Here is a 23,293-nt window from a genome sequence, read left to right as displayed (position 1 = left end):
GCCTTAGCCCTTGGCCTCGACCATGGCCATTTCCTGCTCTATCCACGCTAAGTGTTCCGTAATGGTAAAATCGAGGCTCCATAAACCCTTGAGGGTCGCCCTGTAGTACATGCGGGCTTGGTCCCGGAGCTCCCTCAACCGCGCCTGCTTGTCATCCATGAGATCCCTCCGTAAAGCGGACGTAAGGCCCCTCAAAAAGCAGGTGAGCGGTGTCTGTCGGCCCGTTCCGCTGCTTCTCCACGATGATCTCCGCCGACTGGTCGCTCTTGTCCTTGGTGTAAACCCCGGGCCGGTAGATGAAGGCGATGAGGTCCGCGTCCTGCTCGATGGCCCCCGATTCCCGCAGGTCGCTGAGCCTTGGTCGCTTATCCTTGTCGCTCCGCTCCTCCACCTTTCGGTTGAGTTGGCTGAGGGCCATGACCGGGCAATGAAGCTCCTTGGCCAGGGCCTTGAGGGAACGGGACACCTCGGCCACTTCCTCCTCGCGTTTGGCTTCCTTAGCTTTGGGGGCCCGGGCGAGCTGCAGATAGTCCACCACCACCAGGCCCAGCCGGCCCTTAGCGGCCACCCTGCGGGCCCTGGACCTGATCTGTAGAACGCTCAAGGCCGGGGAATCGTCTATGAGCAGGGGCAAGGCGTGCAGGACCTCGGCCGCCTTGGTGATCAAAGACCAATGCTCCCCATACAGCTGTTGGGCCCGGATTTTCTGGAAAGCCACACCAGCCTCGCCGGCCAAAAGCCGCTGTTGCAGCTGCTCCCTGCTCATTTCGAGGCTGAACACCACCACCGGCATGCCGTCGGCGGCGATGTTGCGGGCTACCTGGACGGCAAAGGCGCTTTTGCCCATGCCCGGGCGCCCGGCGACCACGGCCAGGTCCCCAGGGTGCAGGCCCAGGGTTAGCCGATCAAGGGAGGGAAAGCCGGTTGGGATTCCGGGCTTTTTTCGCGTCCCCATCTCCTCCAAAAGGGCCTTGAGCCCCTGGCCGAGGGGTGCAGGTCCGCCGGCGGATCCGCGCTTGTTGGCGGCGAATATCCCCGCCTCGGCCTGCTCCAGGACCTCCGACAGGTCGCCGTTGGCCTTCTGGACAAGCTCTATGCCCTTGTAGGCCGCCGCGATGAAGGCCCGGGCCTCGGCCTTCTCCCGGACCTGGGCCGCGTAGTGCTCCACATGGGCCGGGGCCAGCATGATGTCGGCCAGCTCCGCGAGGTAGGCCGGTCCTCCCACCGCCTCCAGGCGGCCCTCGTCGGCTAAGCGGGAGGTGAGGGTGATCTCGTCCACCGGCTGGTTGCGCTCATACAGTGCCAGCATGGCCTCGTAGATGAAGCCATGGCGGCGGTCGTATAAGTCGCCGGGCTTGAGCTGGTCGGCCACCTGGGCCAGGACCTCATCGCCGTGGATCAGAATCCCGCCCAGGACGCCCCGCTCCGCGGCCAGATCTTGAGGCGGCTGGCTTGCCCTACTCATCGCCGCCCCCCGCGGCCAAGGCTAGGTAGGGGTTGTCCTTGGCTTTCGCTAAAACCTCCGGCGGCGGGGGCTCCTTGAGCCGATAATCGTCCTCCCACCCGAGCCGGTTTAACCAGGTGGTGGCCATAGGCGGGTTGGGAATGAACTCATCAACGGATCCACGCATGGCCCATAGGGCCTTGGCCTTGCCGAGGCCGTCCGCGATGGCCTGATGGGTAGCTGGTTGACCCTTTTGTTCCTTCAGCTTCCCGGTGCGGGCCTTGACGTAGGACTCTTTGGCTTTTGCCTTGGAGGCAGATCGGCGCATCTCATGGGGGCAGGCTTTCCAGAACTGCTTGAACTCCTCATCAAGCAAACCTGACTTATATTGTTGGGAGGGAGTTGGAGATGGAGATGGAGATGGAGATGGAGATGGAGATGGGGCATTGCTAAACGATGCTACCCGCATCTTGTTAGCATGCTCGCCGCATGCTGGTAGCATGCTCCGAGCATCGGGCGGGGTCTCTTTGGACTTGTCCCAGCGTACCTGGGCCGCCTTTTTGGCCTTAGCAGACCGCTCGGGCGCCCCGGCGACCCAGGGTTGATGCTCCGCCCAATCGTGGATGGAATAATTACCGGGCTCTCCCTCCAGGATCCGCAGCTCGACCAGGGCTCCCATAAACTCCTCGGGCTCGCGTTCCCAATCGGCGGCGAGCGCCACGTCCTCGGCACTCATGCCGGTGAGCTGGCCGTCTGGTTTGTTCTCCGCGGTGTGCATAAACAGGTAGACCAAGCCAAGGACGGCGGGCTTGCCCAGGCGGCGCTCCAGCTTCTTGATCTTGGGGTGGTGCCGGAAGCTGAGCTGCAGGCGAATATCGCTATTACCCATGGGGCGGCCTACGCGGCGTCCTGGTCGGGCCCCTGGTCCGAGGTGCTCTGCCGGGTCTGAGCTACCAACCACGCCTCAACGTCTTCTAGGCGATACCGGACGGAAGCCCCAATTTTAACGAAAGGAGGGCCTTCACCACGGAGCCGCCGCCCCTCTAAGCTTCGGTTGCTGACGCCCCAGCGATCCGCGAGGGCCTTGGTGGTTAAAAGCCGGCTGAACTGCGACATAACGTACTCCCAGAAAAATTTGATCACCTGGAGGTAACGCTACAGGTCGGTAGGTGCTGCTAGGTAGGATCTTATTACACCGGTTAGGCGCGCCTAATGTGATCCTGTTTGGTGGCCTGAAGGTGGGGCCCAATCTTTTAGGGCTCGGCTAATGGATAGTGCTAAGGCGGTATCACTTTGAATTGGACTCGCGCCAACAACCAAAAAGACGTTTTGGCAAAGCGAGGTAAAGGGCCCGTGGGGGGCTTCATGCGCCGCTGTCGGCTTTGTCCCCTTGGAGGCAAACCAAGCATCAGCAATACATAAAATTAAGTTCCTCTCGGTCCTCGGCCTGCGGGTCTTACCCCGTGCAGGTAGTTGCTCAAGGGCAATGGACGTTGCTGTAGCCCAAACATCTGCATGGTGTCTCCCCAGGAGCTGGGAGATAATCCTAAAATCTTCCTCACCCCAAAGAAGCATCGGCCCACCTTCCAGGGGGCGGGTCTCTAACAGCAGGGCAAGGAATTCTCGGGGGTGCATTTCATGTGACTTGGCCGCGGCCTCCAAGTGTATCCGCCCGTCCTTTTTGATCAGCCCTGGGTGCCTGCTGGATAGCTGGCTACACTCGTCCTCGGTCGTGTGGCGGTAAACGCCGGTGGGTTTTTTGCCAGGGCGGCCCCTCTTCAGGCCACCTCGCGACACCAGATTTTCTATGATCGTTTGCCCCTTGCGGTCGCGATCAGAGGTGTCTACCACCTGCAACCGTTTGACTGCGGAAAACGTCCACTGATCCAGGCCGTCAAGCGCTTCCCGAAATTCAACAGCGGCTTTGCGCGCCCTACGGAGTTGCTTTTTGACCTGGTCCAGACTTGGGCGATCGCCCTCAAAATGACGTTCCCAAAAATATCTTTCAAGGCAGATTATAAATTTATTTTCCGTATCGGGTGCCAGGGTAATCCCTCTTGCCTCGAAGCAGTCCAAGGTCGCCTTGATGCGCTCTTCCTCATCTTGATGGGCCCCGCGCACAAATCCCGATCTTTTTCCTTTGGCCATGATCACCTCCCGCAAGGTGCCCGCGGTTGTAGAGTGAGCGCGGCGGCCGGGCGCGGGAGCCCGGTTTTCGGCCAGCTACGCCTAGCCGCGCTGTTAGTGGTTAATCCCCTTGAAGCTCCTGCCAGGCTCGATGATATTTGGCCTGACGCGACAAGTCCTTCTCGCTCAGGGTCTCAAGCCTGAGCAAATTCATGTTGTCCGCCAGGTCGAGCAGCTTGACCCGCCGGGCCAGCTTGTTGCCTTTGATCCGCTGGATGAACTTTGCATAGCCAGCGTCGGTTCCGTGTTCGTCATCCGCCTTGGTGAGGCACCTCAGGGCCTCCACGACCGTTGGAGTAAAGCCCTCTTCCCTAAGGTCCTCAAAGCTCCACTCCTCATCAGCGTCCTCAACCACGTCATGGAGCAGGGCCACGATCATGGCCTCTTCCGATTCAGCCTGTAACGCGAGCTTCACCGGATGAAACAGGTATGGCGCGCCGGCCTTGTCGCGTTGGCCCAGGTGGGCTTGGACGGCGATCTCAAGGGCCCGCTCCAGGAGGGCTGGTTGATGATCACTCTGTGTGTCCTTATGGGTCATTAGCTATTTTTCTCCTCGGGTGATCGTTGTTACCGTTTTTTAAGATGCGCCCTAATGGGGCCATCAATCAAGATATCCACTTGCTAGGTTGCCTCTTTAAGAGGGTAAAGTGCCAGGTAGAAGGAGGAGGCCGCAGGCGCTATTAACTGGACTTAACCTATATGGGGTTCACCACAAGCTAGGCCCGGCCAAGAGGTCTGGTATTTAGCCCCGCGAAACCTACCACAGGAGGTGCTGTACAAGGAGTTACGTGACTGAAAATTAATGGAGGTATTACAAGGTAATCGGAGCAGAGGGACCCAGGCGGTGCACCTTTCTTAGCATTACTTGCACTTTAAGTTGGCCACCCGACCTGTAGCTTGCCACACCTTCCTTACATTCGAAATTACCGAACCTAGCGCAGTATCCGGTTTGCGCCGATGACCTGGACGGCGGCCTTCAAGCATAATGATAGTGTAAATAGTTAGCAAAAGAGAGGGACGGTGCGGAGTCAACCATGAAAAAGCCCACCCGGGACCCAACCGAATCGCAAGAATTGCGTCGGATCGCTAAGGAGCGCTTGCAAGTAAGCCCTTCTGACGACTCCGAACTGAGATCGGAAAACTTTCCCTCTATCCTTCAGGAGCTACGAGTCCATCAGATAGAGCTGGAGATCCAGAACGAGGAGTTACGCCGCACCCAAAATGAGCTTGAGGATTCGCGGGACCAATATTTCGATCTTTATGATCAGGCCCCGGTGGGCTACCTTAGCACTGATGCCAGGGGAATAATCCTTCAAGCCAACCTGACCATAGCCAACATGCTGGCCCTGCCGCGCGGCAACCTGGTGGGGCGAAGCCTCTATCTTTTCGTAGCCCGAGACTATCACAAGGCTTTGCTTGATCTCCTGAAGTCAAGGACTGGAGACAGCGGCAAGCAGACCCTTGCCATCGAAATGATTCGGCAAGACGGTTCCCTATTCCACGCCCAGGTGGAGAGCGCGCCAAAACTGGTTAATTATGACCTACCCCTGCAAATCAGAATGGCCGTCGTCGATGTAACCGAGCGCAAGCGGGCGGAAAACCAACTAAGCCAGAGCCAAGGGCGTTATCGCCGCCTTATAGAGACTATGCCGGACGCGATCTTTACCCTTTTGCCTGATGGGGCCATTGCCTCTCTTAACCCGGCTTTTGAGAAAATCACCGGCTTCACTAGAGATGATTGGTTGGGGCGCAATTTTTGGGACTTGCTTCACCCCCACGACCTGGGTATGGCCAAGAAGGTAATACATAACGCCCTGGCTGGAAAAGGAGGTATAGCCGAGGAAGCAAGGATTCTATCCAGCACTGGCGACTACTTGATTTTCTATTTCATCTTGGAGCCGGAATTTGATTTTGGCAAAGTTGCCGGTGTCTGGGTAGTGGGCCGTGACATCACCGAGCGCAAGATGTATGAGCGGGCCTTGCACGACTCGCGCGACAACCTGGAAGCTGAGGTGCACAGGAGAACCCTGGAACTGTCCCAGGCCAACAAAGCCCTGCGGGATGGGCTGGAAAAGCGCAAACAGGCGGCGGCGGAGTTGCATGAGCAGAAGACTGAATTGGAATTCAAAACCCTGGAATTGGAAGAGGCCAACACCGCCTTGCGGGTCTTGATGCGCCGGGGCGAAGAAGACAGGGAAGAGCTGGAAAACGCCATTACCCAGCAGACCCACCGGCTCCTTGTTCCCCGCCTGCAGGGGCTGCTGGAATCTGGGCTCGAGCAGAACCAGCAAAGAGCGGTGCGGCTGCTGATATCTCAACTGAAACACATCACCTCCTCTTTTGCCCAGCGGCTGAACTCCCCCAAATTCCGCCTCACGCCTAGAGAGATTCAGGTGGCCATGATGATTCGAGAGGGTTTGGCGAGCAAGGAGATCGCCGAGGTGTTGAATGTATCAGGCGACACGGTTGCCACCTATAGGCACAATATACGTCGTAAAATTGGCATATTAGGACATAAGGTCAGCTTGAGCTCCCGCTTATCCGAGCTTTGATAATGATGATTTAATATAGTCATTATTTAAACTGTATCTCATCTGTGCGTTTCCAGAAATCCAAGGGATAATTTAATAGAGACAAAGCGGGCACCGCTTGCTCCCACTTGCCGCCTGTGGTCAAGCTTCGGCCAACCTCGCCAAGGCAAGCCTACCGAGCATTGAGAAGTGATCTTTCACTGGGCAACTAGTTCGACGCTTCGAGTGTTTTGTACGGTCCCCTTCACACCTACAAGGAAAGGAGGACCCATGGCCAGGATTCTCTTGATTGCCAGCTAGGGTATGGGTGGGTGAATGCCATCTATAAAACCTTAAATATTGCCAATGGTTGAACCAAGCAGGGCAGAAATGGCGGAGCTTTCTCCGCCGCAGTGTCACCATAATTATAAAGTAGAGGGCTGCGTATGAAAAACAGCGAAACCAGCGCCCATGCACTGGAGCCTCCCCACCGAGGCTGGCATGAAACCGGTCTGCGCCTTCAAGCGGTTCCGGCGGCCAAATCCTATGCCCTGGAGCAGGTTACGTCCCCTGTGGGGCGCTCCACGACGGCCTTCCGCCGCCGCCACTTCCCCAGGCTGTCTATTAGCCTGTGGAACGACTGGCGCTGGCAGGTGCGCAACCGGGTCACCAGCCTGACGGAATTGTCCCATTACCTGAAGCTGGTCCCGGTCGAAAAGCGGGCCTTTAGCGCCTGCCCCGGCAAGCTGCCTTTGAGCATCACTCCCTATTATCTGTCCCTCATGGATCCGGACGACTCGGCCGATCCCCTGCGACGGACCATGGTGCCCACCTGGTTCGAAGGCGTGGTGGGCCCCGGCGAGAGCGGCGACCCCCTTGTCGAGGACCACGACATGGCCGCGCCCGGGCTGGTGCACCGCTACCCCGACAGGGTGCTGTTTTTGGCCACCGGCTTCTGCGCGGCCTACTGCCGCTATTGCACCCGCTCGCGCATGGTGGGCCACCAGACCTACGGCCCGGTGCACAGTCGCGAGGCCATGGAGCGGGCCATCGCCTACATCGAGGCCACGCCCTCGGTGCGCGACGTCTTGATCTCCGGCGGCGACCCACTGACCATGGCCGACGACCGGCTGGAGTGGTTGCTCAGCCGCCTGCGGCGCATTCCCCATGTGGAGGTGCTGCGCCTGGGCACCAAGACCCCGGCGGTGCTGCCCCAGCGCATAACCGGCGACCTAGTCAAGCGGCTAAAACGCTACCACCCGTTGTTCATGAGCCTGCACTTCACCCATCCGGCGGAGTTGACCCCCGAGACGGCCCGGGCTTGCGCCCGCTTAGCCGACGCGGGCATCCCCCTGGGCAGCCAGACGGTGCTCCTGACCGGGGTCAACGACTCGGTGGAGACCATGCGTTCACTCATGCAGGGGCTGTTGAAAATGCGGGTGCGCCCCTACTACCTGTACCAGTGCGACCCCATCACCGGCTCGGCCCACTTCCGCACCCCGGTGAGCAAGGGCCTGGAGATCATCAGGGGCCTCAGGGGCCACACCAGCGGATATGCGGTGCCCACCTTCGTGATCGACGCGCCCGGCGGCGGCGGCAAGGTGGCCCTGTACCCCGAGGCGGTGGTGGGCAAAAACGGCAATGACCTAGTGCTGACCAACTACGCGGGCGGGACCTACACCTATCCCGACTGCGGTGGCAGCCCGGGCACGGAGGCCTGCTAGGGCACGGTGGCCTGCTAGGGCACGGTGGCCTACTAGGGCACGGCGGCCTGCTAGGGCACGGCAAAGGACTTTAGGCCATGCTTATCGGCCTGACATACGATCTGCGTTCGGAGTACCTGGAGCTGGGCTACAGCGAGGAGCAGGTGGCCGAGTTCGACGGCCCCCGCACCATCGAGGGCATTGAGCAGGCCCTGGCCTCGCTGGGCCACGACCCGGTGCGCATCGGCTCGCTGCCTAACCTGGTGGCGGCCCTGAGCCGGGGCGAGCGCTGGGAAATGGTATTTAACATCGCCGAGGGCCTGGGGCGCTACGGCCGCGAGGCCCTGGTGCCGGCCCTGCTGGAATACTACGGCGTCCCCTACACCTTCTCCGACCCCATGACCCTGGGCCTCACCCTGCACAAGGGCATGGCCAAGCGGGTGGTGCGCGACCTGGGCCTGGCCACGCCGGAATTCGCGGTGGTGGCCGAGGCGGGGCAGGCCGGGTCCATCGGCCTGGGATGGCCCCTGTTTGTCAAGCCGGTGGCCGAAGGCACCGGCCGGGGGGTGGATGCCGCCTCCAAGGTGACCGGCCGCGAGGATCTGACCGCCGCCTGCGCCGAACTCATCGCGCGCTACGACCAGCCGGTCTTGGTTGAGAGCTTTTTGCCCGGCCGCGAGTTCACGGTGGGCATCGTGGGCACTGGGGCCAAGGCGCGGGTAATCGGGGTGATGGAAGTGACCCTCAAGGCCGGGGCCGACGCAGACGCCTACTCCTGGCGCAACAAGGAAGAGTGCGAGAGCCTGGTGTCCTACCGCCGGGTCAAGGGCTCCATCGCCGGCGAGGCCGGCGAGCTGGCCCTGTCCTGCTGGCGGGGCCTGGAGTGCCGCGACGCCGGCCGGGTGGACCTCCGCTGCGACGCGGCGGGCAAGCCCTCTTTTCTGGAGGTCAACCCCCTGGCCGGGCTGCACCCCGAACACTCGGATCTGCCCATCCTCTGCGGTCTGGTGGGCCTGCCCTACGTCAAGCTCATCGAGCGCATCGTGGCCTCGGCCTTGGAGCGGGGCCCGGCCGCGCCCCGCCCGTCCTGAGGCCGCCGTGCGCATCGTGGTCTTGCATGACGCCGTGAATGAAGGCGCGCGCCCGGACCTAGCCGACAACCTGGTGCAGGCCCGGCAGGCGGCCCGCTGCCTGGGCGAGCTGGGCCACCAGGCCGAGCTGATGGCCTGGGAAAGCCCCCTGTCCGCCACTCTGCAGCGCCTGACCGCCCGGCGGCCCGAGGCGGTGTTCAACCTGGTGGAGGAGCCCCTGGGCCGGGCGAGCCGCATCGCGGCCGCTCCCTATCTCCTGGCCCGGCGGGGCCTGAGCTTCACCGGAGCCGGTGGCCGGGCCATGCTTCTCACCTCGCACAAGCTCCTGGCCAAGCGGACCCTGCGCCGCGCGGGCCTGCCCACCCCGGCCTGGCGCGGCCCGGACGGGCAGGGCAGTGAACCCCAACAGGGGCCCTGGTTCATCAAGTCGATCTGGGAGCACGGCTCCCTGGGCATCGACGAGACCTCCCTGGTGCCCCGAACCCGGGACCTGGCCCCGGCCATGGCCGCCAAGCAGGCCCAGCTGGGCGGGCGGGTGTTCGCCGAGGCCTACATCGAGGGCCGCGAGTTCAACCTGGCCCTGTTGGCCGGGCGGGGCGGGCCCCGCTGTCTGCCCCCGGCCGAGATCGTGTTCGGCGATTTCGCCCCGGCCCAGTTACGGGTGGTGGGCTTCCGGGCCAAGTGGGAGGCGGGCTCCTTTGAGTACGCCCACACCCCGCGCCGCTTCGATTTCCCGGCCGAGGACCGGTGGCTGTTGGGCGAGCAGCAGCGTCTGGCCCGGGCCTGCTGGCAGCTGTTCGGCCTGCGGGGATGGGCCCGGGTGGATTTCCGGGTGGACCGCCTGGGACGGCCCTGGATACTGGAAGTGAACGCCAACCCCTGCCTGAGCGGCGACGCCGGCTTCGTGGCCGCCGCGGCCCAGAGGGGGCTGGATCAAAAGGCGGTGGTGGCGGCCATCCTGGCCGACGCCCATCGCGGTTAAGGATTAAGAGTCATGCCAAACGTGGCCATGAACCTGGATTCCTGGCGGGAAGAAGTCCTGCCTAGCGACGAGGCCCTGGTGAAGCGTCTGGTCGCGGCCAGCGGTTTTTTCCGGCCCGACGAGGTGGCTGTGGCCGCCGAGCTGGTGAGCGAGCGCCTGAGCAAGGGCCCGGCCAGCGGCTACCGCTTTATCTTCGTACCCCAAGGCGATGGGCTGGCCGGTTACGCCTGCTACGGCCCCATCGCCTGCACCACCGCCTCCTGGGACCTGTTCTGGATCGTGGTGGACCAACTTTTGCGCGGCGCCGGCCTGGGCGGGGCCCTGCTGGAGCTGGCCGAGCAGCGGGCCGCGGCGGCCGGAGCGGAGCGCATGTACGTGGAGACCTCCTCGCGTCCCCTGTACCGCCCCACCCGGCACTTCTACCAGGCCCGGGGCTACGCCCCCCAGGCGGTGCTTACCGACTTCTACGCCCCCGGCGACGACAAGGTGATCTACCTGAAAAGGATGAACCGGCCCTAGCCGGGACGCGAGGCATACCGGGGAAGCTCGGTGACTTCGTCACCCTGGGGATCGTGAGCCTAGTGTCAGTGGGTATGCTCATTTACTTCTGGCGAAAGAAGTGGCTCGAATAGGGATGGTTTTTATAATGCAAGCTTGGACTTGGATGTATCCAATAATTTTGTCCATCAAGAGATTCTGATGCCCGAAAAGGCCGCGTCACCCGACCTAAGCGACGAGCAACTCGCCAAAGGCCTGCGCATGGTCACTTGGCAGGGTTTGGCCCTACAGGCCATGCTCACCCTGACCGGAGGGACCTTCCTGGTGGCCCTAGCCCTGAAGCTGGGGGCCGACAATTTCCAGATTGGCATCCTGGCGGCCATTCCGCCCCTGGCCCAATTGGCCCAAATACCTTGGGTGTACCTGGTGCAAAAAGTTCGGCGCAGGAAGGCCATTACGATATTTGGAGCTTCGGTGGGCAGGGTCTGCCTGTTCGCCTTAGCGATGGCGCCGGTTTTGCTGGCACCCACCACCGCACTCTACATTATCATAATCATGCTTTTCCTGAAGAACTTGGGCAGTTCCCTCAGCAACAGCGCCTGGAATTCGTGGATGAGGGATATGGTGCCTAGCGACAACCTAGGCGGCTTCTATTCCAAACGCCATGCCTTATCCACCATGACCGCCCTGGTGCTAAGCCTTGCGGCGGCGATTTTTTTGGACTGGTGGAAAGGCCAGTTGCCCGATCATGTGGAATATGGTTACTCAATCATTTTCCTGCTGGGCATCGCGGCGGGGGTGCTGGCGATTTACTTCATTAGCAAGATACCCGAGGTCCGCATGCCCAAGCGAAAAATCGGGTTCATATCCTTGCTCTTGGAGCCGTTCAAGGATTCCAATTTCAGAAATTTAATATACTTTCTGGGTTCTTGGAACTTTGCGGTGAACCTGGCGGCCCCCTTTTTCACAGTCTACATGCTTAAGCGCCTGGGCTACAGCATGACCTATGTGATCGGCCTGGGAGCTTTGAGCCAGCTGATCAGCGTATTCTTTTATTTGATCTGGGGCAGGCTTTCCGACCGTTACAGCAACAAATCGGTCCTGGCTATCAGCGGCCCCATTTTCATCTTTTGCTTGCTGGGCTGGACCTTCGTGACCTTTCCCGCCGAGCTAGAGCATGGCCTGACCATGCCTCTTTTGGTTCTGCTGCACGTTGCCATGGGCATATCCACCGCAGGCACCAACCTGAGCACCGGCAACATAGCTATCAAATTGGCCCCCAGCGGCAGGGCCACAGGGTTTTTGGCGGCCACCACCCTGGCCAACTCCCTGGCGGCCAGCCTAGCCCCAGTGGTGGGCGGGCGCTTCGCGGATTTCTTCAAGGACCGGAAGCTATCCTTCAGTTTCACCTGGGAGGCCCCTGGCAGTGAGCAGGCGTTCCACGTGCTCAAGTTTCAGTACTGGGATTTCTTCTTTCTGTTCGCCTTTCTGCTTGGCGGCTACTCGCTGTATCGCCTGAAGAGGGTAAGGGAGTTGGGCGACGACAAAGGGAAGATAAAACTCAAGGAGGCCATGGGGCAAGTTTCGCAGCAGCTCAGGAACTTCTCCACCGCCGGAGGCCTGCGCACCCTCACCGAGTTCCCTTTTGCCCTAGTGGGCAGAACCCGTCAACGCGTCGCTGCCAGGAAATCAGCCGCCCCCCTGCCGGACCCTGCGGAAACTTGACGCCCTAAAGGCTAATTGGGCGGCTCGCCTTGCTTGCCGTGAGATTTCTTAACCAGGTAATAGCCGGCCGAGAGGGCCAGGACGACCGCGGCCACGGCGATCATGGTCATTAAACCGCGACCTTAGGAAAGCCCTATGCCCTGGGCCAGGCCGCTGAAGAAGTTGCGCGCGTTCACCCCCAGGGAGCGGATGTCATAGCCTCCCTCCTGTACCACTAAGGTGGGCAGGCCCAGCTCGCCCAGCAGGCGGCCATTGGCTTCAAAGTCCGCCGCCCTCAGGCTCCAGGAGCTGGTGAGATCGCCTTTGGCCGTATCCAGGCCCAGGCAGACCACCAGGAAGGTGGGCGCGAAACGCTTGACCCAACGCAGCACTGTGCCCAGGGCAACGCGATAGGCCTCGCCGTCTACGGACTCGGGCAGGGAAAGGTTCAGGTTGCCCCCCTGGCCCGATCCCTCGCCGGTCTCCTCGGCAAATACTGAAAAATAGGGATAGGCGAAGGATGGACGGCCGTGTATAGAGGCGGTGAACACCAATCACCAAGGCTGAGTTACAGCAGACAGCGCGCATGGTACTGGATTCATAATCGTCGCGCTGGTTGCCTCTCAAAATATAGACTTGTAAAAGCTGCTGTGATTTGCGCCCTAAAAGGGCCGGTGATCCATATCGGCTACTGCTTGAATTCAGCCAGATAGTCTGTTTTTTGTTATAGGAAATGCAAGCTACTCTTCGTGCTGCCCCTTCTTGCCTTTATAAATATCGACTACTTTGCGCTTAGCCGGCGCCCGCATGGCGCTATCAATTAGGCTCGCCACCTGATCGGCTGCCTGCTTTACGGGATCCTGGGCTAGGTGGGCGTAACGCTGGGTGGTGGCCGCCTGGGTGTGGCCCAACAGGGCCCCAATCACCGGCAGGGACAGGCCGGCTGCGGCCCCCACGCTGGCGTGGGTGTGGCGGAGATCGTGGAGCCTGACGCCTTTCAGGCCAGCCTTATCCCGGACCAGGCGCCAGGGGACATTGAGGCTTTGGAGCGACCGGCCAAATTTCTGCCCCGGGAACACGTGGGGGTTGCCGGCGGTCCTCGGAAGGTTGTCCAGGAGCTCCAGGGCGGGCCCTCCCAGGGCCGTGACCTTCTGGCCGGTCTTGCTATCCGGAAAGAAGATTACGCCCCGCTGGGAGTCAATCCAGGCCCATTGCAGGCTGAGCACCTCGCCCAACCGCATGCCGGTAAGGGTCAGGAGGCGCAGGGCGGCCGCAGCGGTGGGGCTGATCTGCTTGCTCCCCTCGGCCTTGTGGATGGCGGCTCCGAGGCGGGCCAGCTCATCCTGGTTGAGATAGCGTTCCCTCTTGCTCTCCTTAAAGCGTTCGATGTGGCGGCAAGGGTTTTCCCCTTCATACAAGCCCCACCGGATGGCCAGGGTCAGCATTTTGGAAAGCACGGCCAGGGTGCGGTTGGCCTGGGTGGGGGTCTCCTGGCCAATCTTGTGGTGCAGCTGCGCCACGTCGGTCCTGCTTATGGTCTTAATCTTGCGGTTGCCCAGGGCCGGCAAGATGAAGCGTTCCAGCAGCCGCTCGTCACGGAAGGTGCTGGCGGGCTTCTTTTTGGGTATGGCATGCTCGTCCATATAGCGTTTTGCCAGCTCTCGCACCGTGAGCGCCTGTCTGCCGCGTCTTCGCTCCTCGGCGGGATCTCCACCCTCGGCCACCTCTCCCAACTTCTTCTGGGCCAATCTACGGGCCTGCTCAGGGGTCAGCTTGCCGTGGGCGCCCAAGGTAAAGCGGCGGGTGCGGCCTTGGGCGCGGTATTGGACCAGGTAGCCCTTGTGGCCGCTGGGCTTGACCCTGACCCCAAAGCCTTTGATCTCGTCATCCCAGGCCCAAACATCCCGCTCAGGATCGGGCCTCAGGCTGTCCACCAGCCTCTTGGTTATCTTCGCCATAAAAAGTCCCTCGCTTGGTCTCACATTCCTCGGGGAAGCATGGGGGAAGCAATAGAACGCGATGCCGTGAGTATTGTGTCGTAGGAAAAAGTAGATTGTCAAGCATATTTATGGGGCTAAATCGTAAGGGAGTGTTTTTAGGGGGAAGCGCAGAGTAGTAGTAATGTGAGATGGTAAATCCCCGATCCCGTATTTTTGCGGGTCGGGGCTTTTTTTGTGGAGCACGGTAGTTGCTCCCCATCTCCGGAGGACCGAGCATGGAAAACACCCTGCAGGCGGCCCAGGCGGGCCGCGTAACCCCTGTGATGCAAACCATCGCCCAAGGCGAGGGACTCAGCCCCGAGGCCCTGCGTGAACAGATCGCCCTGGGCCGGGTGGTGGTGCCGCAGAACCCCCACCACCAGTGCCGCGCCGTGGGCATCGGGCGCGGGCTCAGGACCAAGATCAACGCCTCCATCGGCACCAGCACCGACCTGGCCGACGTGGGCCAGGAGGTGGCCAAGGCCCTGGCCGCCCAGGAGGCGGGGGCCGACACCCTGATGGAGCTATCGGTGGGCGGCGATTTGGACCTGGTGCGCCGCGAGGTATTGGCCGCGGTGGAGCTGCCGGTGGGCAACGTGCCCCTGTACCAAGCCTTCAGCGAGGCGGCCCGGCGCCACGGCGATCCCAACAAGCTGGACCCGGAGGAGCTGTTCGAGCTGATCGAGCGCCAGTGCGCCGACGGCATCTCCTTCATGGCCATCCACTGCGGCATCAACCTGTTCACCCTGGAGCGCCTGGAGCGACAAGGTTACCGCTACGGCGGCCTGGTGAGCAAGGGCGGGGCCTCCATGGTGGCCTGGATGCAGGCCAACCGCCGGGAAAACCCCCTTTACGAGCAGTTCGACCGGGTGGCGGGCATCCTCAAGAAATACGACGCGGTGCTCAGCCTGGGCAACGGTTTTAGGGCCGGGGCCATCGCCGATTCCAGCGACCGGGTCATGGTGCAGGAACTCATCATCAACTGCGAGCTGGCCGAGGTGGGCCGCTCGTTAGGCTGCCAGATGATGGTGGAGGGGCCGGGCCACGTGCCCCTGGACGAGGTGGAGGCCAACATCATCCTGGAAAAGCGCATGAGCGGAGGGGCGCCCTATTACATGCTGGGGCCCTTGCCCACCGACCTGGGGGCGGGCTACGACCACGTGGTGGCGGCCATTGGCGCGGCCCAGTCCGCCCGCTACGGGGCGGACCTGATCTGCTACATCACCCCGGCCGAGCATCTGGCTCTGCCTAACCTGGCCGACGTGGTGGAGGGGGTCAAGGTGGCCCGCCTGGCCGCCCACATCGGGGACCTGGCCAAATACCCTGAGCGGCGGGGGCGCGACACGGCCATGAGCAAGGCCCGCCGCGACCTGGACTGGGAGGCCCAGTTCGAGCTGGCCCTGTTCCCCGAGGACGCCCGGCGCATCCGGGGCGAGCGCTCGCCCAGCGACACCCACGTGTGCACCATGTGCGGTGAGTTCTGCGCCAACCGGGGGGCCAACCAAGCCCTGGGCCATATGCTGGCCGCCAGCCCCAAGCGCTAAGTTTCCTTCCGGGAGCTCCTTTGCCCCCCGGCCCCACCTTGACAGGTGGGGCCGGGGGTTCTACTATTGCATAACTACGCGGCATTTCAGCCCATCACCGTAAGGAGGGCTTATGGCCGTACAGGGTATTGGCGAGCCGGGCAAAGAGCTTTTCGACCTGGTGCTAAGGGAATTCGCCAGGCGTGATCTGCTGGACCAGGTCGTCCGGGTGCGGGTTTACGGACGTTTCTACAGCGCGCGTTGCGACGCCGAGTGCTTCAGCCTGTACCGCATTAACGAGCGCCCCCATGTGCCGCCGGGCCTGCCCGGCTGGACGGTGTGCCGCCTGGCCCGAAGCGAGTGCTTCAGCCTGGACCTTAGCGAGGAAGCCGTCCCCGAACCTTCCTCCGGGCAGGCCTTGGCCGAGGCCAGAGCCTGGGTGGAGCGGCTGCTGGCCGCCCTGGACAAGCCCGGCGTTTTTTCCCGAACCTGAGGAGACAGCTAAGTGCGCATCTATGTGTCGGGTTCCTTGGCCTACGACCGCATCATGAACTTTGAAGGGCGCTTTGCCGATCACATCCTGCCCGACAAGATCCACGTCCTCAACGTGTGCTTCAACGTAAACGGGTTGCAGGAAAAGCTGGGCGGCACCGCGGGCAACATCGCCTACGGCCTGGCCCAACTGGGCGAGCGGCCCACCTTGCTGGCCTGCCTGGGCCGCGACGGCGACCGCTATTTGGAATGGATGGATAGCCAGGGGGTGGACACCAGCCAAGTGCGCCAGGTGCCGGAAGAGTTCACCGCCGGCGCCTTTATCACCACCGACAAGTCGGACAACCAAATCACCGGCTTCAACCCCGGAGCCATGAATTTCTCCTGCCAGTGCGCGGTCGAGGATATGAACCCCGCTTCCTCCCTGGCCATCGTGGCCCCCGGCAACCTGGAGGACATGACCGAACTGCCCGCCCAGTTTCGGCGTCACCGCATACCCTATATTTTCGACCCCGGCCAGTCGCTCAACATCTGGCAAGGGCCGGAGCTGGTCAAGGCCTTCAGCGGGGCCCAGGTCCTCATCAGCAACGACTACGAGCTGGAGCTTATCCAGCGCATGACCGGGCTCAAGCTGAGCCAGATCATCGACAAGGTGGAGGCGGTGATAACCACCAAGGGCGAGGAGGGCTCGGTGCTTTGGCGGGGCCCGGACCGCACCGACATCCCCGCCTGTCCGGCGAGCCAGGTGAAGGACCCCACCGGAGCGGGCGACGCCTATCGCTCCGGCCTGCTCAAGGCCATGGCCCTGGGCAAGGACCTGGCCCAGGCCTGTTTGTGGGGCGCGGTGTTGGCCTCCTATGCGGTGGCCTGCTACGGCACCCAGGAGTACACGGTGGACCGGGCGGATTTTGACCGGCGTTTGGAGCGCCTGGGCGGCGAGACGGCTTGACAGGGGGCGGCCCCCAGCCAGCATACTGAATGGACAGGAAAGGAGCCCCGTGGAGACCCAGATCGGCGACATCGTGTTGATCCACCGCAAGCAAGAGCCCGTGGCCTACGCCAGGGTGGAGGAGATCCTGGCCGACATCAAGCCCGGCTGGTGGCAGATTCGTCTGCTGGTCCTGCATCCCCCGGCCCAGGAGGCCACCTGGATTCTGCGGGAAGAATATATCGACGGCGACGAGTTCAGCATGGGCGGCGAAGCCATGCGCCTGGAGCGCCTGGCCCCGCCCCAGCCCAGCCAGCCCCACGGCGGGGAGCCGGAGCCCGAGCCGGACGCCGGGCCCCAGGACCAAGGCGGCGGCAAGGTGGTGAGCTTGTCCCGCCGTCGCCCCAAGAGTTGATATTAGCAGCACCGATAGGGAAGCATGAGCCCAAGAGCAAGCGACAACCGACCCCATCCCCTGAGCCTCTTCCGGTTCAACCTGGAGTTCCGGCCCCGTTTCTCCGACCTGGACCCCCTGGGCCGGGTGAGCAACTCGCGCTTCTTCACCTACTTCGAGGAGGCCCGCCTGGCTTATCTGTCCCACCTGGGCCTTTCCACCGCGGGCGGCGAGGAGCGCTGCCTTTTGGTGCAGCGTGACACTTGCCGCTACCAGCTTCCGGTGCAGCACCACCACTTGGTGCAGGTGTATCTGCGCACCGCCGACTGGGGACGGCGTTCCTTCAGCTTCCGCTACGTCCTGTGGCTGCCCGAGGAAGACCTTTTGGCTGCCGAGGGGATCACCAAGGTTTCCTGCTTCAACCCGGCCACCGGGAGGGCCTGCGATCTGCCCGAGGAATACCTCGCGGCCATGCGGGCCTATGAGCGGGCAGAGGGCGAGTCGGGCGATTAGGGCGAATTCACCCGGTCGTCCCTTGCCTCCGGGTGCTTCTCCTGGCAAACTTCACCAATGATGGAAAGCAGCGCATGGATGTGGCTGGCCTGGGCCGGTGTGGGCTTGGCGGGGTTGTTGGTGGCCGTGCTGGGGCCCTTGCTGGTGGGCCGCCTGCTGTGCCCGCGCCTCACCCTGGCCCTGTTCCGGCGCTATAGCTGGATGCTCCAGGGCCTGCTGGACCGCATCAGCCCCGGCCTGGACCTGCGCCTCATGGTGCGGGCGGGCAATCGCTATTTCCGCAAGGCCTTCGCGGCCACGCCCTTTTCCCGGCGGGTGCTGTTTTTGCCCTTCTGCCTAAGGCCCCTGGATTGCCCCGCCGACGTGGATCAGGATATGGGGCTGTTGTGCACCGGCGGCTGCCCGGGCTGCGAAGTGGGCCGGGTGCGGGACGAGGCTTTGGCCCTGGGCTACGCCGCGGTGTACGTAGTGCCCAGTTCGCGCATCATGCACGGCCGGGGGCTGTTGCCCAGCGACCAGTTCATCAAGAAAAAGATCAAGGCCCACGCACCGGGCGCGGCCCTGGGGGTGACCTGCCCCTGGCACCTGCGCAACCGCCTCTTGGCCAAGTACACCCTGCGAGGGGGCAACTACACCTCCGTGGACAACGACGGCCCCCGCGATAAAACCCCCGCGCCCCTGCAAGGGGTGCTCATGGACCGGCAGAACTGCCGCCAGGGCACGGTGAATTGGGAGCGGGTGCGCTTTTGCATGACCCTGGGCCAAGGGGAAGCCTATCAGGCGGCGCTTCCCGTGGTCGAGGAAACCTAGGGATCATTCCCCTAAAATTTTGATGGCGTTGGCCCGGGCCGCGGCAAAGGCGGCCGGGCCGTGGTGCATGCGCTTGGGGCCGCAGCGGGGGATGTTTTGGGCCACCACCTCGCGCAGGGCCAGACCCCGCCGGGTCACTTCATCCTTTTGGTCCAAATATCCCTGCCAGCGGGCCGCGTCCACGGAGCGGGACTGGACGCGCAGGGGGGCCAGGCTGCGGGCCAGGGTCTGCTCCGGGCCGCTCTCCAGGCTGGAACTGGGCAGGATGTGGCTCATCAGGGTGGCCGCGCCCAGGTGATCGGCGCTGGCCGTGAGCGGGGCCTTGTCCACGAGCCCGCCATCCACCAAGAGGCCGCCCTCATGCGGCACCGCCGCGAACAGGGCGGGCACCGCCCCCGAGGCGCGCACCGCGTGGGGCAGGGAGCCCCGGGTCAGAATCACCCGGCGGGCGCTGGTCAAATCCAGGGCGCTCATCAGGCAGGGATGGGGGCAGTCCTCAAAGCGGGTGACCGGCAGGTATTCCTGCAGCAGGCGTTCGAAGGCCTCGCCCGCCAGATAGCCGCTGCGCCCCCTGAGGCCGCCGATGAGCCAGCGCAGGGTGGCGGCCGGGGAGGGCGGGTCCCAGAAGTCGCGGCGGCCCAGCTGGACGAACAGCTCCAGCATGCGCCGGGGCGAGGCCCCGCCCGCGGCGAAGGCGGCCACCAACGCGCCGGAAGAAGAGCCGGCATAGGCGTCCGGGGTTAGGCCCAAATCGGCCAGGCCCTGCAAAAAGCCGGCATGGGCAAAAAAGCCGAAAAATCCCGAAGACATCACCGCCACCAACGGACGGGGCAACGAGGCCAGGTTTGCCGCATTTTCTTGCTTGTTCATGGTCATATCTCTATGCTGGAGTCATGTGACTGTCAACCTAGGTGAGGCACATGGACGAAAAAATCAAGCAGCTTGCCGACCTGGTCACCCAGGGCGGCAGGCTGGTGGTGTTCACGGGGGCGGGCATGTCCACCGAAAGCGGCATACCCGATTACCGTTCCCCGGGGGGAATCTGGAGCCGTCACAAGCCGGTATTGTTCGAGGAGTTCCTGGAGAGCCCCGAGGCCCGCGAAGCCTACTGGCGCTTTTACCTGGAATGGTACCCCGGCTTTACCAAGGCCTACCCTAATCCGGGGCACAAGGCCCTGGGCCGCTTGTGGGACGCGGGCCTGCTCACGGGGGTGATAACCCAGAACGTGGACAGCCTGCATCAGGCGGGCGGGGTGCCGGACCGGGCGGTGGTGCAGCTACACGGTAACGTGTTCGAGACCACCTGCCTGGATTGCGGCCATTTCAGCGAACCCACCGCCGACGTGCTCAAGCGCTTTCGCAAGGGTCACAAGGACCCCACCTGCCCATCCTGCGGGGGGCGGCTCAAGCCGGCCACCATCTCTTTTGGACAGGATCTGCGTTTACGGGACCTGGAGCTGGCCCGCCACCTGTGCTGCGAGGCCCAGCCCCTGGTGGTGGTGGGTTCCAGCCTGGCGGTGAACCCGGCGGCCGAGCTGCCGCGCTACACCCTGGGCCTGGACCACGACCTGGTGATCATCAACCAGACCCTGACCCACCTGGACCCCAAGGCCAAGCTACTGTTCCGGCGGCCCGCCGGGGAGGCCTTGGCCGCCCTGGCCGACGCCATATTAGATCATAAATAATTACGCAGTTTAATAAAGATTACTTAATAATTTACTTTATGTTGTGAGTTGGCCCTCATCGTCCAGGGGCAGGGGGTGCCCCACCCGGTAGGCCTGGGCCTGGCCGGTGGCGATTTTCTTGCCGTCTTCCTGCCACACCTCGGCGTCGTACAGGGCCGTCTTGCGGGTGGCGTTTACTTCCCTGGCCTCGGCCAGCAGCCGCGCCCCCTCGTCCGGCGTGGCCAAATAATAGATGTTCAGGGACAGGGCTACCGCTATCTGGCCGTGGGCGTTGCAGGCCAGTTGAAAGGCCTCGTCCAGCAGGGAAAAGATGGCGCCCCCGTGCAGCTTGCCGAAGATGTTTTTCATCTCCGGACGAAAGGTCATGGCCGTGCGGGCCCGGCCGGGCTCGATCTCCAACACCTCGATGTCCAGCAGTTTGGGGAAGGGCTCGTCCTGGCATCGCTTCCAAAGTTTGTCCACCGCCTCTTGGCTCACGCTTTTCCTCCCTGGGGCTGGGTGAGAAGATTTCCTGCGGTAAGATAGCATGTAAGAGCCCTTGTAACCCATACCCAGGAGAGCGAGTTGACCTTGCAAGACCCGGCCCAGCCCGGCCAAGAAATGACGCTTACAGTGGAGGACTTGGCCTCCGGCGGCGACGGCCTGGCCCACGAGGCCTCGGGCCGGGTGGTGTTCGTGCCCGGCGCCCTGCCCGGCGAAAAGGTGCGGGCCCGTCTGGTGGAGGCCAAGCGCGACTTCGGGCGGGCCGAACTGTTGGTCGTGGATGAGGCCTCGCCCCAGCGGGTGGAGCCCGCCTGCCCCCTGTTCGGTGAGTGCGGCGGCTGCCAGATGCAGCACCTGGAGTACGAGGCCCAGGTTCAGGCCAAGGCGGGGTGGGTTAGCCGGGCGTTGGCCCGCCTGGGGGACTTGCCGCCCCTAAAGAGCGTGCCCTCGCCCCAGGTCTGGGGATGGCGCCACCGGGTGCGCCTCAGCGTGGGGCCCGAAGGCCTGGGCTTCTTGGCCGCGGCCAGCCAACGGGTGGTGCCGGTTACCTCCTGCCCCGTGGCCGCGCCGGAGGTCAACCGCCTGTTGCCCGGCTTGGCCCAGGGCCTGGCCCAGATGGACACCAGCCACCTCACCTATCTGGAGGTGTTGGGCGGCGAGGAGCGTTCCCTGGTCACCGTGGGCCTGGACCGGGGCCGGCCCCTGTCCAACCGCTGGCGGGGCGAGCTGCGCCGTCTCTGCCGGGGGGCCGGGGCCGCGGCCACCCGTTTGGAGCAGGCGGGCCGGGTGGAGCCCTGGGAGCGCACTGCGGAAAACGGGGTGGACTACTGGCGCGAAGAGGGCCTCACCCTGAGCGCCTATCCCGGCGAGTTCGTTCAGGCCAACTTCGGGGCCAACCGCGAGCTGATCGGCCTGGTGCGCCGGGCGGCGGCCGGAGCCTCGGAGGGCGGGGCGCTGGAGTTGTACGCGGGCGGGGGCAACTTCACCCTGCCGTTGGCCCACGACGGCCGGGCGGTGCTGGCCGTGGAAGGCGACCCGGAAAGCTACGCCAGCGCCAAGGCCCTGGCCCGGCGCGAGGGCCTGGCCGCCAAGGTGGAGCTGATGGCAGGCGAGGCGGCCACCGCCACCGCCAAACTGGTTGCCCAGAAACGCGGCTTCGCCATGGCCCTGCTGGACCCGCCACGCAGCGGCGCCAAGGGAGTCATGCCCGCCCTGGCCGCCCTGGCCCCCAAGCGAATCATCTACATCTCCTGCCACCCGGCGGCCCTGGCCCGCGACGCGGCGGTGCTCTTGGAGGCGGGCTACGCCATGCAGAGCCTGGCCGTGGTGGACATGTTCCCCCACACCGGGCACACGGAGGCGCTTCTTGTCCTGGACCGGCCGTAGCCTGGTTGGTCTGCTGCTCTTGGCGGCTTTTTTGGCCCCGGCCGCCCCGGCCGAGGCGGTGGGGCCGTTCAGCCACTTCACCTTCTGCCGGGCGCTGTGGCCCTCCCTGTCCACCCGCCTGGGCCTCGACCCCAGCCAGGCTAAGCGCCTGTGGCCGGGGTTCCTGGCCGGGGCCATCGCCCATGACGCGGGTTACTATCCCGGCGGCGAGAGCAACCTGGCCTATGCGGTCCACCTGCTGCGGCCCTGGCAATTGACCCGGGCCATGCTGGCCCTGGCCCGCAATTCCGGCGAGCAGGCCTTTGCCCTGGGCTGGCTCTCCCACGCCCTTTTGGACCTCAGGGCCCACCGCGACCTGGTCAACGCTTTCACCCAGGGCCCGTACTCCGAGCACATGCTGGCCCACAAACAGTTCGAGTGGGGCCTGGACTGCTGGCTGCTGGCCCGCCCCCAGGGCGCGTGGCTATGGGAGGCGCCCCTGGACTGGCGAGCGGGGTTAGGCCTGTGGCAGCGGGCCGTGGCCACGGTGTACGGTCGCTTGGTGCCGCGCTCGGTCTTGGAGCAGGCCATGCTGGCCCATCAAAAGCAGGTGCGCCAGCTGCCCTATGTTTTTTGGCTCTCCGGCCGCCTGGAGCGTCCGGGGCGCTGGGCGGGCAACGCCCTGGGTTGGGTGTTGGGCCACAGCGCGCGGCCCCTGTACGTGGCCTGGCTCACCTGGCGGGACCAGGACCTGGACGCCCGCGGGGTGCTCACCGCCCGCTGGCCCTTGCCCCAGGACCAGCGCGGCCTGCTCACCGCCATGGCCCAGAGCGCCCAGGAACTGAACCAGGTCCTGGCCGGAGGGGCCTGGCCTCAGGGCACCCTGGACGCGGACCCCGGCTGCGAGGAGCAAGGTTGCGACCAGGCGAAGCAGGCGCGCAAGTGGCTCGACTCCCTGCCGGCCATCCGCTAGGCCGCCTTGTGGCTCCCCGGAGCGTGTGA

Annotated in this window: 25 protein-coding genes; 15 read left to right on the top strand and 10 right to left on the bottom strand. The window is 63.6% G+C overall.

What is annotated here, in order from left to right:
* Positions 1-3: 3 nt before the first annotated feature.
* From AACH32_RS12210 to AACH32_RS12190, 6 genes are all read right to left on the bottom strand, one after another.
* Entirely contained in the window at positions 4-159 is a 156-nt protein-coding gene (locus AACH32_RS12210) for a hypothetical protein (protein WP_338599782.1), read from the bottom strand.
* Positions 152-1,465: a replicative DNA helicase gene (dnaB, locus tag AACH32_RS12205; RefSeq protein ID WP_338599780.1), complete on the bottom strand. Its 1,314-nt coding sequence runs from the start codon at positions 1,463-1,465 to the stop codon at positions 152-154. The genes AACH32_RS12210 and dnaB overlap by 8 nt, the downstream gene beginning before the upstream one ends.
* Positions 1,458-2,333, bottom strand: a complete 876-nt coding sequence (locus tag AACH32_RS12200) for a hypothetical protein (protein ID WP_338599777.1) — start codon at positions 2,331-2,333, stop codon at positions 1,458-1,460. Before AACH32_RS12200 ends, dnaB begins: the two co-directional genes overlap by 8 nt.
* A gap of 8 nt (positions 2,334-2,341) precedes the next feature.
* Positions 2,342-2,560 carry a helix-turn-helix transcriptional regulator gene (locus AACH32_RS20910; protein ID WP_350341518.1) on the bottom strand — a complete coding sequence of 73 codons (219 nt, stop codon included), beginning with the start codon at positions 2,558-2,560 and terminating at the stop codon, positions 2,342-2,344.
* Positions 2,561-2,653: 93 nt separating this feature from the next.
* On the bottom strand, positions 2,654-3,592 hold the full coding sequence (locus tag AACH32_RS12195; protein WP_338599775.1) for a hypothetical protein: 939 nt from the start codon (positions 3,590-3,592) through the stop codon (positions 2,654-2,656).
* Positions 3,593-3,692: 100 nt separating this feature from the next.
* Positions 3,693-4,169, bottom strand: a complete 477-nt coding sequence (locus AACH32_RS12190) for an HD domain-containing protein (protein WP_338599772.1) — start codon at positions 4,167-4,169, stop codon at positions 3,693-3,695.
* Between the two features lie 496 nt (positions 4,170-4,665).
* Here AACH32_RS12190 and AACH32_RS12185 point away from each other — a divergent pair, with 496 nt between their 5' ends.
* The 6 genes from AACH32_RS12185 (at position 4,666) to AACH32_RS12160 (ending at position 12,140) form a co-directional block, all read left to right on the top strand.
* Positions 4,666-6,183, top strand: coding sequence for a PAS domain S-box protein (locus AACH32_RS12185; RefSeq protein ID WP_338599770.1), 1,518 nt, complete (start codon positions 4,666-4,668; stop codon positions 6,181-6,183).
* Positions 6,184-6,587: 404 nt separating this feature from the next.
* The gene (locus tag AACH32_RS12180) at positions 6,588-7,865 is read left to right on the top strand and encodes a KamA family radical SAM protein (RefSeq protein WP_338599768.1); all 1,278 of its coding nucleotides are present in this window, start codon (positions 6,588-6,590) and stop codon (positions 7,863-7,865) included.
* Between the two features lie 77 nt (positions 7,866-7,942).
* Entirely contained in the window at positions 7,943-8,935 is a 993-nt protein-coding gene (locus AACH32_RS12175; RefSeq protein WP_338599766.1) for a D-alanine--D-alanine ligase family protein, read from the top strand.
* 7 nt (positions 8,936-8,942) lie between these two features.
* Positions 8,943-9,917, top strand: a complete 975-nt coding sequence (locus AACH32_RS12170; protein ID WP_338599763.1) for a D-alanine--D-alanine ligase family protein — start codon at positions 8,943-8,945, stop codon at positions 9,915-9,917.
* A gap of 12 nt (positions 9,918-9,929) precedes the next feature.
* Positions 9,930-10,436 carry a GNAT family N-acetyltransferase gene (locus AACH32_RS12165; protein ID WP_338599761.1) on the top strand — a complete coding sequence of 169 codons (507 nt, stop codon included), beginning with the start codon at positions 9,930-9,932 and terminating at the stop codon, positions 10,434-10,436.
* 180 nt (positions 10,437-10,616) lie between these two features.
* On the top strand, positions 10,617-12,140 hold the full coding sequence (locus AACH32_RS12160; protein ID WP_338599758.1) for an MFS transporter: 1,524 nt from the start codon (positions 10,617-10,619) through the stop codon (positions 12,138-12,140).
* A gap of 122 nt (positions 12,141-12,262) precedes the next feature.
* Here the strand turns inward: AACH32_RS12160 and AACH32_RS12155 are convergent, their stop codons facing one another.
* Both AACH32_RS12155 and AACH32_RS12150 read right to left on the bottom strand, forming a co-directional pair.
* Positions 12,263-12,670 carry a hypothetical protein gene (locus AACH32_RS12155; RefSeq protein ID WP_338599755.1) on the bottom strand — a complete coding sequence of 136 codons (408 nt, stop codon included), beginning with the start codon at positions 12,668-12,670 and terminating at the stop codon, positions 12,263-12,265.
* A gap of 189 nt (positions 12,671-12,859) precedes the next feature.
* Positions 12,860-14,077, bottom strand: coding sequence for a tyrosine-type recombinase/integrase (locus AACH32_RS12150; RefSeq protein ID WP_338599753.1), 1,218 nt, complete (start codon positions 14,075-14,077; stop codon positions 12,860-12,862).
* Positions 14,078-14,334: 257 nt separating this feature from the next.
* On the opposite strand from AACH32_RS12150, the gene thiC reads away from it, so the two are divergent.
* The 6 genes from thiC (at position 14,335) to AACH32_RS12120 (ending at position 18,758) form a co-directional block, all read left to right on the top strand.
* On the top strand, positions 14,335-15,642 hold the full coding sequence (thiC, locus tag AACH32_RS12145; RefSeq protein WP_338599750.1) for a phosphomethylpyrimidine synthase ThiC: 1,308 nt from the start codon (positions 14,335-14,337) through the stop codon (positions 15,640-15,642).
* Between the two features lie 112 nt (positions 15,643-15,754).
* A complete protein-coding gene (locus AACH32_RS12140) occupies positions 15,755-16,114 on the top strand; it encodes a hypothetical protein (protein ID WP_338599748.1) in 360 nt (119 codons plus the stop codon).
* 12 nt (positions 16,115-16,126) lie between these two features.
* The gene (locus AACH32_RS12135) at positions 16,127-17,062 is read left to right on the top strand and encodes a carbohydrate kinase family protein (RefSeq protein ID WP_338599746.1); all 936 of its coding nucleotides are present in this window, start codon (positions 16,127-16,129) and stop codon (positions 17,060-17,062) included.
* A gap of 49 nt (positions 17,063-17,111) precedes the next feature.
* Entirely contained in the window at positions 17,112-17,456 is a 345-nt protein-coding gene (locus tag AACH32_RS12130; protein WP_338599744.1) for a hypothetical protein, read from the top strand.
* A gap of 24 nt (positions 17,457-17,480) precedes the next feature.
* A complete protein-coding gene (locus tag AACH32_RS12125) occupies positions 17,481-17,948 on the top strand; it encodes an acyl-CoA thioesterase (protein ID WP_338599742.1) in 468 nt (155 codons plus the stop codon).
* A gap of 57 nt (positions 17,949-18,005) precedes the next feature.
* Positions 18,006-18,758, top strand: coding sequence for a DUF116 domain-containing protein (locus tag AACH32_RS12120; RefSeq protein WP_338599739.1), 753 nt, complete (start codon positions 18,006-18,008; stop codon positions 18,756-18,758).
* A gap of 3 nt (positions 18,759-18,761) precedes the next feature.
* Here the strand turns inward: AACH32_RS12120 and AACH32_RS12115 are convergent, their stop codons facing one another.
* Entirely contained in the window at positions 18,762-19,628 is an 867-nt protein-coding gene (locus AACH32_RS12115) for a patatin-like phospholipase family protein (protein ID WP_338599736.1), read from the bottom strand.
* Between the two features lie 50 nt (positions 19,629-19,678).
* On the opposite strand from AACH32_RS12115, the gene AACH32_RS12110 reads away from it, so the two are divergent.
* Positions 19,679-20,443 (top strand): SIR2 family NAD-dependent protein deacylase, encoded by a 765-nt coding sequence (locus AACH32_RS12110; RefSeq protein WP_338599734.1) that lies wholly within the window; start codon positions 19,679-19,681, stop codon positions 20,441-20,443.
* 36 nt (positions 20,444-20,479) lie between these two features.
* On the opposite strand, the gene AACH32_RS12105 is transcribed toward AACH32_RS12110, so the two are convergent.
* Positions 20,480-20,920 carry a PaaI family thioesterase gene (locus tag AACH32_RS12105; RefSeq protein ID WP_338599732.1) on the bottom strand — a complete coding sequence of 147 codons (441 nt, stop codon included), beginning with the start codon at positions 20,918-20,920 and terminating at the stop codon, positions 20,480-20,482.
* An 87-nt stretch (positions 20,921-21,007) separates the two neighbouring features.
* Between AACH32_RS12105 and rlmD the strand changes: the two genes are divergently transcribed.
* Positions 21,008-22,312: a 23S rRNA (uracil(1939)-C(5))-methyltransferase RlmD gene (gene rlmD / locus AACH32_RS12100; RefSeq protein ID WP_338599729.1), complete on the top strand. Its 1,305-nt coding sequence runs from the start codon at positions 21,008-21,010 to the stop codon at positions 22,310-22,312.
* A complete protein-coding gene (locus AACH32_RS12095; RefSeq protein WP_338599726.1) occupies positions 22,293-23,264 on the top strand; it encodes a zinc dependent phospholipase C family protein in 972 nt (323 codons plus the stop codon). The genes rlmD and AACH32_RS12095 overlap by 20 nt, the downstream gene beginning before the upstream one ends.
* Positions 23,265-23,293 lie beyond the last annotated feature (29 nt).

Source organism: Desulfoferula mesophila (assembly GCF_037076455.1).
GTDB classification, from domain to species: Bacteria; Desulfobacterota; Desulfarculia; order Desulfarculales; family Desulfarculaceae; genus Desulfoferula; species Desulfoferula mesophila.
This window is presented reverse-complemented; position numbering and strand designations above follow the sequence as displayed.